A 9,387-nucleotide genomic window follows, 5' to 3' on the forward strand; every position below is an offset into this window, starting at 1 on the left:
GGGCCGGTCTTACCGGACCCGTTGGGGTCAGAGTGCATCCGCGCCGCGTTCCCCGGTACGCACCCGGATCACCGACTCGACCGGTGAGACCCAGACCTTGCCGTCACCGATCTTGCCGGTGCGTGCCGCCTCGACGATCACCTCGACGACCTTGTCCACAGCAGCGTCGTCCACGACGACCTCGACCCGGACCTTCGGAACGAAATCGACCGAGTACTCGGCACCTCGGTAGACCTCGGTGTGGCCCTTCTGCCGGCCGTACCCCTGAACCTCGCTGACGGTCATCCCGAGGACACCCGCCTGCTCGAGTCCCGTCTTCACGTCCTCCAGAGTGAACGGCTTGACAATTGCTGTGATCAGCTTCATTTCCTCATCCCTCCTTGCCGGATACACGAGCAGTTGCCGAGTTTCCGCCGAGAGCGGCGAAATCGTAGCCAGTTTCTGCGTGTTCCGACTCGTCCACTCCAAGTGATTCACCCTCGTCGCTGAGCCGCAGACCGATCGTGAACTTCACGATCAACGCGACGACGGCCGTACCGACGAGCGAGTAAAGCAGTACTGCTCCGGCGCCCACTGCCTGACGCCAGAGTTGGTCGAGGCCTCCACCATAGAACAGTCCGACAACACCCGCGGGCGCCTCAGCCGTTGCGACCAGGCCCACCATCAGCGTTCCGACGATGCCGCCGACGAGGTGGACACCGACGACATCGAGCGAGTCGTCGAATCCGAAGCGGAACTTGAGTCCGACCGCGAGTGCGCAGAGTGCGCCTGCCACGACGCCGATGGCGAGTGCGCCGAGGACGTTCACCGAGGAGCAGGAAGGCGTGATGGCAACCAGGCCGGCCACGATTCCGGACGCCGCGCCGAGTGTGGTGGCGTGGCCGTCGCGAATCCGCTCGACCAGGAGCCAGGCGAGCATGGCCGCGCACGTTCCGATGACGGTGGTGATGAAGGTTGCTCCGGCGATGCCGTTGGACCCGACGGCCGAACCGGCGTTGAAACCGAACCAGCCGAACCAGAGGAGGCCGGCGCCGAGCATCACGAAGGGCAGGTTGTGCGGGCGGAACGGGGTTCCCGGCCATCCCTTGCGCTTGCCGAGAATGATCGCGAGGACGAGGCCGGCGGCGCCGGCGTTGATGTGGACGGCGGTACCACCCGCGAAGTCGACCGCGGCGAGCTTGTTGGCGATCCAGCCACCGGTCTCGGCGGTGACACCGTCGAAGGCGAAGACCCAGTGCGCCACGGGGAAGTACACGACCGTCGCCCAGAGGCCGGCGAACAGCAGCCAGGGCCCGAAGCGCAGGCGATCCGCCACGGCACCCGAAATGAGGGCGACGGTGATGATCGCGAACATGGCCTGGAACGCGACGAACACCGTCGCGGGGATGGTGCCGACGAGCGGGATCGCGGAGTCGGCGATGACCGAACCGGCGTCGTCGGTCTCGGCGAGGTAGGACCCGCCGAACAGTCCCTTGAGTCCGAAGTACTGGAACGGATCACCGACAAGGTTTCCCTTGTCCTCACCGAAGGCCATGGAGTAGCCGTAGAGAACCCACAGGATGCCGACGACACCCATCGCGCTGATGCTCATCATGAGCATGTTCAGCACGCTCTTGGCCCGCACCATGCCGCCGTAGAAGAACGCAAGACCCGGAGTCATGAGCAACACGAGCGCGGCGCTGGTCAGCATCCACGCTGTGTCCCCGGTGTCCGGTGCACCGATAGTGGGGAAATCCACCTTGAGCCTCCTCCTTCTCTGCCCAGCCGGTAGCGGCTGACGACCTGAGAAGAAGGGTGCTCAGTTGGTGTTTCGGCTATGCCACTGCACTGTTTCGCGCTCGTGAACGCATCGGCCTATTTTGTTGCGTGCAGGTTTCGCCAGGCGATTTGCGGTCGGTTTCATCGCCCCGGAGCGGTCCGGGACCCCGCGACGACCCCGAATCGCTGCGTCAGCCGAGCAACGCGTCGACGAAGGCGCCCGGCTCGAACGGAGCCAGATCGTCGGCGCCCTCACCGAGCCCGACGAGCTTCACGGGAACCCCGAGTTCGTGCTGAACCTGGAACACGATGCCACCCTTGGCGGTGCCGTCGAGCTTGGTGAGGACCACACCGGTGATGTCGACGACCTCGGCGAACACCCGCGCCTGCGCGAGGCCGTTCTGGCCGATGGTCGCGTCGAGGACGAGGAGCACGTCGTCGACCGAGGCCTTCTTCTCGATGACCCGCTTCACCTTGCCGAGCTCGTCCATCAGTCCCGTTTTCGTGTGGAGCCGGCCGGCGGTATCGATCAGCACGACGTCGACGCCGGTATCGATTCCCTTGGACACGGCGTCGAACGCGACGGCCGCCGGATCTGCGGCTTCCTTCCCGCGCACCACCTCGGCGCCCACTCGCTCGGCCCACGTCTGCAGCTGGTCCGCGGCTGCGGCACGGAACGTGTCGGCGGCACCGAGCAGGACGCGCCTGCCGTCGGCCACGAGCACACGCGCGAGCTTGCCGGTGGTGGTTGTCTTGCCGGTGCCGTTGACACCGACGACCAGCAGGACCGCCGGGTGGTCGTCGTGCGGCAGGGCACGGATCGAGCGATCGAGTTCCGGCCGGAGTTCGGCGACCAGGACTTCACGCAGCAGCGCGCGGGCATCGGCCTCGGTGCGGACGCTGCGCGATGCCATCTGCTCACGCAGCGACGTGACGATCTTCGTGGTGGTCGCCGAGCCGAGGTCGGCGATGAGGAGCGTGTCCTCCACCTCTTCCCAGGAGTCCTCGTCGAGATCGCCACCGCCGAGCAGTCCGAGCAGGCTCTTGCCCACCGCGGACTGGGAGCGGGACAGCCGCCCACGCAGGCGGTCGAGCCGTCCTTCGGTGGGGGCGATGACGTCGAGCACCGGCGCGGCGGCAGCCGGTTCGGGTTCGGGTGCGGGCGCGACCTCGGGTTCCGGTTCGACCTCGGGCGCGACGACCGGTTCGTAGGTGACCGGTTCCGGCGGGGCCGTCGGCTTCTCCGGGGCCTTCTCGGGGGCCTTCTCGGGGGCCTTCTCGGGGGCCTTCTCGGGGGCCTTCTCGGGCGCCGGGGGCGCGACGACCTCGGGTTCGGGCGCGGCCACCTCGGGTTCGGGCGCCGGTTTCGGCAGAACCGGCTCGGGCGCAGGCGGACGTGGCGGTGCCGTCGCCGTCGACCCCTGGCTGAAGTTGAACCCGCCGTCCGCCCGGTAACTGCCCGAACGGTCCTTCTCCGCCGTGGTGACCTGCGGGGTGTCCGGCGCCTTCAGGGAAATCCGGCGACGCCGATACAGCAGGGACCCGACGACGAGAACGACGAGAAGTACGGCCAGTGCGGCCGCGATGGCAATCCAAGCTCCGGTAGTCACGCCGCTCATTGTTTCAGGCTCCGGATTTCGTCGCGCACTGCCTTCCCGCCCGCGCCGTCCCGGAGCGGGTCGAAATCAGACGTCCGCGGCCGCCATGTCCTGGCCACGGAGCCGCTGGGAGATGACGGTAGTGATGCCGTCGCCGCGCATGCTGACGCCGTAGAGCGCGTCGGCCACCTCCATCGTCGGCTTCTGGTGAGTGATGACGATCAGCTGCGACTTCTCCCGCAACTGCTCGAACAACCCGATGAGACGACGCAGGTTCGTGTCGTCCAGCGCGGCCTCCACCTCGTCCATCACATAGAAGGGGGACGGCCTGGCCCGGAATATCGCCACGAGCATCGCCACCGCCGTCAAAGACTTCTCGCCACCGGACAGCAGCGACAGCCGCTTGACCTTCTTGCCGGGCGGGCGGGCCTCCACCTCGATGCCGGTGGTCAGCATGTCCGACGGATCGGTGAGCACCAGCCTGCCTTCACCACCGGGGAACAGTTTCGCGAACACCTGCACGAATTCGCGTTCGACGTCCGAGTAGGCCTCGGTGAACACCTGCAGGATGCGGGCATCGACGTCGGCCACCACCCCGAGGAGATCCTTGCGGGCGGTCTTCACGTCCTCGAGTTGAGTCGAGAGGAAGTTGTAGCGCTCCTCGAGCGCGGCGAACTCCTCGAGTGCCAGGGGGTTGACCTTGCCGAGCGTCGCCAGGTCCTTCTCGGCACGTTTCGCGCGACGTTCCTGCGTGGCGCGGTCGTACGGAATCGGTGCGGGCATCGTGACCTGCTCGCCGCGCTCCTTCGCCTGCTCGTACTCCTCCATCTCGAGTGCGGACGGCGGCAGCGCGACATCGGGGCCGTATTCGGCGATCAGATCGTCCAGGCCGATCCCGTGCTGTTCGAGGATCGCCTCCTCGAGCTGCTCGATGCGCAGCGCGGCCTGGGCGCGAGCCACCTCGTCGCGGTGCACGGCATCGGTGAGCGACGCCAGCTGTCCGGTCAGCTGACGCACCCTTTCCTTCACCTGTTCGAGTTGGGTCGTCCGCTCGGTGCGGGCCCGGGCGAGTTCGTCACGGTGCGCCATCGCGGCGTCGACGACGTCACCGAGGTGCTCGGCGACCCGCTGTCCCGACTCGGCGACCGCCGCCGCGACGGCGGCCGCGTTCTGGCGGGCCTTCATCGCGCGTTCGGCCCGGGCGCGCGCGTCGCGTTCCACCTGTGCGGCGCGGCGCAGGGAGTCGGCCTTGCCGCGCACCGACTCGGCGCGCTCCTCGGCCGTGCGCACGGACAGCCGGGCTTCCACTTCCACGGCCCGCACTTCGGCCAGTGCGGCGGCCGCCATCTCACGATCGATGCTCGTCGTGTCGGTACCGCCCGTGTCGGCACCGGCGGACGACCCGTCCTGTTCCGCCAGGCGCAGCCGTTCCTCGAGTTCGGCCAGCGCGGTCAGCGTGTCCTCTCGGCCGCTCTCGGCCTTGTCGCGCTGCGCCATGAGCCGATCGGATTCGGCGTGCGCGGCCCGCGCGGCCTGGCCGAGGCGGCCGAGGCGCTCGTAGATGGCGGACATCGCGGCGTCGGACTCGTTCAGCGCGGCCAGTGCCTGCTCGGCGTTCTCCTGGCGGTCGGCCTGTTCCGCGACCGCGCCGGACAGTGCCGCGGCCAGTTCCTCGGCGCGACGTTCGGCGCGGGCGAGATCCTGCACCGAGTTGTCGATGGCGGCCTGGACCTCGAGGGTGCTCGGCTGACGGTCCGACCCGCCGCTCATCCAGCCCGCTCCGAGGAGATCTCCCTCGCGGGTGACGGCGCGCACGTCGGGCCTGCGCCGGACGGTCTCGACGGCGTCGTCGAGGGAATCGACCACGACCACTCCACCCAGGAGCGCCGCGAGTCCGGTCCGCAGTTCGGCGGGGCAGTCGATGACGTCGACGGCCCACCGGGCGCCGGAGTCCAGGTGTCCGCCGTTCGCCGCCGCCTGATCGGTTCCGATGAACAGGGACGCCCGACCGCTGTCCGTCTCCTTCAGCGCACCGACTGCGCTGCGTGCGGCGTCGAGGGATTCGGCGACGACGGCGTCGGCGGCGGGGCCCATGGCCGCCGCGACGGCGCCCTCGTACCCCTTCTCGACGGTGATGAGGCCACCGATCGGTCCGCGGATGCCGTGTTCGCCGCGATTCTCGACGAGCCAGCCGGCGCCGTCCTTGCGTTCGAGGCCCATCGCCAGCGCGTCGATCCGGGCACGCAGGGACGCCACTTCCTGCCCGGCTGCGCGCTCCTCGGCCTGGAGTTCGGTGACGCGTTCGGTGATCAGGCGCAGTGCCTCGACGGCACGCTCGTGGTGGGAATCCAGTCCGAGCTCGCCGGCGTCGAGGTCACCGATCTCGTCCTGGACGACCTCGAACTCGGACTGTGCCGCGTCGCCGCGCTGGCGGGCCTCTTCGATCGCGACGGTCAGCCGGGACACTTCGGCGTCGACGGAGTCGGCGCGGGTGCGCAGCGTGTCGACCTGGCCGGACAGCCGCGCCAGGCCTTCACGGCGGTCGGCGATCGCCCGGACCGCCGCCATGTGAGCCCGTTCCGCCTCGGCGGCGGTCTCCTCCCCCAGTGCCAGCTGCTCCTTGGCCGCGTCCAGCGCCGCGCGCGCCATCTCGACGGCTTCGACGAGCTCCATCTCCTCCGCGGCGATCCGGTCGGCGCGGGCCTCCATCTCGTCGGGATCCTGACCGCGGTTCGCGGAGGGCTCGGCGTCGAGGTGGCGTGCCCGCTCGCGGGCGATACGGATGGTCGCGTTGACGCGCTCGGCGAGTGCCGACAGCTGGAACCAGGTCTGCGCGGCCGCTTCCGCACCCGGTGTGAGCCTCGACAGTTCCTGTTCGTGCCGTCCCAGCTCGAGATTGGCCTCGTCGAGTGCCTCGGTGACCTGGTCGTGCTGCTCGCGCGCGACCTTCTCGTCCTGAGCCTGGCTGGCCAGGTCCTCGCGCCGCGTGACCAGGTCGTCCGCGGCGAGCCGCAGCTTCGCGTCGCGGAGGTCGGCCTGCACGGTCTGGGCGCGGCGTGCCACCTCGGCCTGCCGTCCGAGTGGTTTGAGCTGGCGCCGCAGTTCCGCCGTGAGGTCGTTCAGGCGCGCCAGGTTGGCCTGCATCGCGTCGAGTTTGCGGACCGCCTTTTCCTTGCGTTTGCGGTGCTTGAGGACGCCTGCTGCTTCCTCGATGAACGCGCGCCGGTCCTCCGGACGGGATTCGAGGATGGCGGCGAGGCGGCCCTGACCGACGATCACGTGCATCTCCCGGCCGATGCCGGAGTCGCTGAGCAGTTCCTGCACGTCCATCAGCCGGCACGAGCTGCCGTTGATCTCGTATTCGCCGGCGCCGTCGCGGAACATGCGCCGGGTGATCGACACCTCGGAGTAGTCGATCGGCAGGGCGCCGTCGGAGTTGTCGATCGTCAGTGTGACCTCGGCGCGTCCGAGGGGCGCCCGCCCGGCGGTGCCGGCGAAGATGACGTCTTCCATCTTGCCGCCGCGAAGGGCCTTCGCCCCCTGCTCGCCCATCACCCAGGTGAGCGCGTCGACGACGTTGGACTTACCCGACCCGTTGGGCCCTACGACACAGGTGATTCCCGGCTCGAATCGCAGAGTCGTTGCGGACGCAAAGGATTTGAATCCCTTCAGCGTCAGACTCTTCAGATGCATGACGGAGAACTTTACCTGCGGTTCACCGTTCCACGAACCCGGTGAGGTCGCCGCGGGCGGAATCCCATTGCTCCACGACGAGATCGACCGCGCCCGGCGTGTCTCCCGACCGCAGCAGCGTCAGCAGGGTCTCCAGCTTGTCGCGAGGCCCCTCGGCGATGACGAGCACGCGGCCGTCCTTCTGGTTGGCCGCGTATCCGACGAGGCCGAGTTCCAGCGCACGGGCGCGGGTCCACCACCGGAATCCCACACCCTGCACGAATCCGTGCACCCACGCGGTCATTCTCTCCATGTCCGTCACGACCGTTCGAGCTTGTAGATCTTCCCGGTGAAACTGGTGGCGTAGAGCGCGTCCGGATCCCAGCCCGGCCCGGCGCCGAACCGCACCGACGACACCAGCGGCAGCCCGGACGCGAGGGCGCAGCTCTCCCCCGTCGCGGGATCGACCCGCACCACTTTGCCGCCGCCGTTGTAGGCGACGTAGACGACGCCGTCCGGTCCGACGGTGAGATCGTCGGCCGCATTGAGGGGCCCGGAGCCGGGCAGCTCGACCGACACGACGGGACCGCTCAGGTCGTCCTCGCGGAGGATGCGCAGCGTGGTGGTCGTGTCGAACGTCGTCACCGTGTAGACGTTGGCGTCGTGCGCGGCGAGACCGTCGACCGTTCCCAGATCGGTGCGCACGACCTCCGGGGTGTGGGGATCCGCGGCGGGGACGCGGGTCAGTCCCGCCCCGGAGCCCAGATTCCGGGCGGTGAGAATGTCTCCGTTACTCAGCCGGACCAGCCCGTTCGGCATGACCAGCCCGTCGGCCACGGTTCGTGTGTCACCCGTGCCGAGGTTCACGACGTCGACCGTGCCGCTCGCCGAGCCCGTGACCCCGGCGGCGAAGGAGTTCCCCGTGGCGAAGTACGCGTCGGCGCCGTCCACGGCGATTCCGCCGGGCGACTCGACCTCGGGCACGATCGGGGTGACGGTGCCGTCGGGGGCGACCCCGTCGAGGGCTCCGCCGCCGACCAGGCCTGTCCGCGACACCAGCATGGTGCCCGCCCCGTCGAAGGCCAGGTTCTCGAGAACCCCCGCCCCGGACGCCACCTCCGACACCGACCACGGGGTGCACGCGCCGCCGGGAGGCGAGAACGCGGGCCCGGCGGCCGCGGGCGCGACCACGAGCAGACCCGCGCAGAGCGCCGCCCCGCCCGCGACCGCGGCCAGCTCACGCCGCATCATGCTTCTCTCTCGACGGTCAGTGTCACTTTCGTCCCGGCCTTCAGCGTCCGCCCGACCGTGCAGACCTTGTCGACCGACCGTTCCACGAGCGCAACCAGACGCTCCTGCGCATCGGCGTCGAGTTCGCTGAGGTCCAGTTCCATGACCTCGTCCAGCTGCGGGTACACCTCGTTCTCCCGGTCCGCGGCACCGGACACCCGGATGGTGGCGTCGTAGTTGTCACCCAGCCGCCGCGACAGCGGGAAGTCCGAGCTCATTCCACTGCACGCGGCGAGTGCGATCTTCAGGAGTTCCCCGGGGGTGAACACGCCCTCCACGCCCTCGGAGCCGATCAGGACCTCGGCGCCGCGCGAGCTGCGACCGGTGTACCGCCGGGTGCCCGTTCGCTCGACCCACAGTGAGGTGGGCGCCGTCGTGTCGGAAGTCTGTTCTGCCATGCGCTCAATCCTGCCACCGATCGGCGCACCGCCAGGTAGGTGGGTGGGCGGCAGTGGTTTCCGCGGAATTGTGAACGAGGATTCTCAGCAGAGGGAACCGGTGGGCCGTAGGGTGAACCGACCAATGACGCCGAGGGGTAACGGGGAATGCAGATGGGCCAGATCGGTAGTGCGGGAGAGCGCCAACTTCAGTCCGAGTACGGCACCGAGGATCGTGCCGCCAAGTTCTACTCGGATCAGATGCTGGACCATCTCAATCCGACGATGATCGAGTTCATCGGACGCCAGGAGATGGCCTTCATCGCCACCGCCGACGCCTCCGGCGAATGCGACAACAGTCTGCGCGCCGGGACACCGGGATTCATACACGTCATCGACTCGAAGACCCTCGCGTACCCGGAGTACCGCGGCAACGGCGTGATGGCGAGCCTCGGCAACATCCGGGAAAACCCGCACGTCGGAATCATTCTCGTGGACTTCGTGCAGGACCTCATCGGACTGCACGTGAACGGTTCGGCCCGGATCGTCGAAGACCCCGTCCTGCGCTCCGACGTCGCAGATCTGCCTGCGGACCACGCGAACGGCCGGATCCCGGAACGCTGGGTGGTGGTGGAGGTGGAGGAGGCATACATCCATTGCCGCAAGCACATTCCGAGAATGGCACCGGTGCC

The 9,387-nt window shown here is 68.7% G+C and carries 8 protein-coding genes; 1 reads left to right on the forward strand and 7 read right to left on the reverse strand.

Annotated features, from left to right (window positions below):
* Positions 1-27 precede the first annotated feature (27 nt).
* From AZG88_RS26075 to AZG88_RS26105, 7 genes are all read right to left on the reverse strand, one after another.
* Positions 28-366: a P-II family nitrogen regulator gene (locus AZG88_RS26075; protein ID WP_005240467.1), complete on the reverse strand. Its 339-nt coding sequence runs from the start codon at positions 364-366 to the stop codon at positions 28-30.
* A gap of 4 nt (positions 367-370) precedes the next feature.
* Complete coding sequence (locus AZG88_RS26080) at positions 371-1,690, reverse strand: ammonium transporter (RefSeq protein ID WP_210752954.1); 1,320 nt, start codon at positions 1,688-1,690, stop codon at positions 371-373.
* A gap of 259 nt (positions 1,691-1,949) precedes the next feature.
* Positions 1,950-3,377 carry a signal recognition particle-docking protein FtsY gene (gene ftsY / locus AZG88_RS26085; protein WP_082833479.1) on the reverse strand — a complete coding sequence of 476 codons (1,428 nt, stop codon included), beginning with the start codon at positions 3,375-3,377 and terminating at the stop codon, positions 1,950-1,952.
* Between the two features lie 66 nt (positions 3,378-3,443).
* Positions 3,444-7,049, reverse strand: a complete 3,606-nt coding sequence (gene smc / locus AZG88_RS26090) for a chromosome segregation protein SMC (RefSeq protein ID WP_061042900.1) — start codon at positions 7,047-7,049, stop codon at positions 3,444-3,446.
* A gap of 22 nt (positions 7,050-7,071) precedes the next feature.
* Positions 7,072-7,341 (reverse strand): acylphosphatase, encoded by a 270-nt coding sequence (locus AZG88_RS26095; RefSeq protein ID WP_011598391.1) that lies wholly within the window; start codon positions 7,339-7,341, stop codon positions 7,072-7,074.
* A 5-nt stretch (positions 7,342-7,346) separates the two neighbouring features.
* Complete coding sequence (locus AZG88_RS26100) at positions 7,347-8,276, reverse strand: hypothetical protein (protein WP_082764606.1); 930 nt, start codon at positions 8,274-8,276, stop codon at positions 7,347-7,349.
* Positions 8,276-8,716, reverse strand: coding sequence for an OsmC family protein (locus AZG88_RS26105; protein WP_005240454.1), 441 nt, complete (start codon positions 8,714-8,716; stop codon positions 8,276-8,278). The genes AZG88_RS26100 and AZG88_RS26105 overlap by 1 nt, the downstream gene beginning before the upstream one ends.
* A 147-nt stretch (positions 8,717-8,863) precedes the next feature.
* Here AZG88_RS26105 and AZG88_RS26110 point away from each other — a divergent pair.
* Positions 8,864-9,387 (forward strand): pyridoxamine 5'-phosphate oxidase family protein (locus AZG88_RS26110; RefSeq protein ID WP_061699635.1); only part of this gene is annotated, 524 nt, incomplete at its 3' end.

The organism is Rhodococcus sp. LB1 (genome assembly GCF_001583455.1).
GTDB lineage: Bacteria > Actinomycetota > Actinomycetes > Mycobacteriales > Mycobacteriaceae > Rhodococcus_F > Rhodococcus_F opacus.

Excerpts from the sequence above, each read along its gene's own strand:
- AZG88_RS26075 (WP_005240467.1), bottom strand. The coding sequence starts at position 366 with ATGAAGCTGATCACAGCAATTGTCAAGCCGTTCACTCTGGAGGACGTG.
- AZG88_RS26080 (WP_210752954.1), bottom strand. The coding sequence starts at position 1,690 with ATGCTGACCAGCGCCGCGCTCGTGTTGCTCATGACTCCGGGTCTTGCG.
- ftsY (WP_082833479.1), bottom strand. The coding sequence starts at position 3,377 with ATGAGCGGCGTGACTACCGGAGCTTGGATTGCCATCGCGGCCGCACTG.
- smc (WP_061042900.1), bottom strand. The coding sequence starts at position 7,049 with ATGCATCTGAAGAGTCTGACGCTGAAGGGATTCAAATCCTTTGCGTCC.
- AZG88_RS26095 (WP_011598391.1), bottom strand. The coding sequence starts at position 7,341 with ATGGAGAGAATGACCGCGTGGGTGCACGGATTCGTGCAGGGTGTGGGA.
- AZG88_RS26100 (WP_082764606.1), bottom strand. The coding sequence starts at position 8,276 with ATGCGGCGTGAGCTGGCCGCGGTCGCGGGCGGGGCGGCGCTCTGCGCG.
- AZG88_RS26105 (WP_005240454.1), bottom strand. The coding sequence starts at position 8,716 with ATGGCAGAACAGACTTCCGACACGACGGCGCCCACCTCACTGTGGGTC.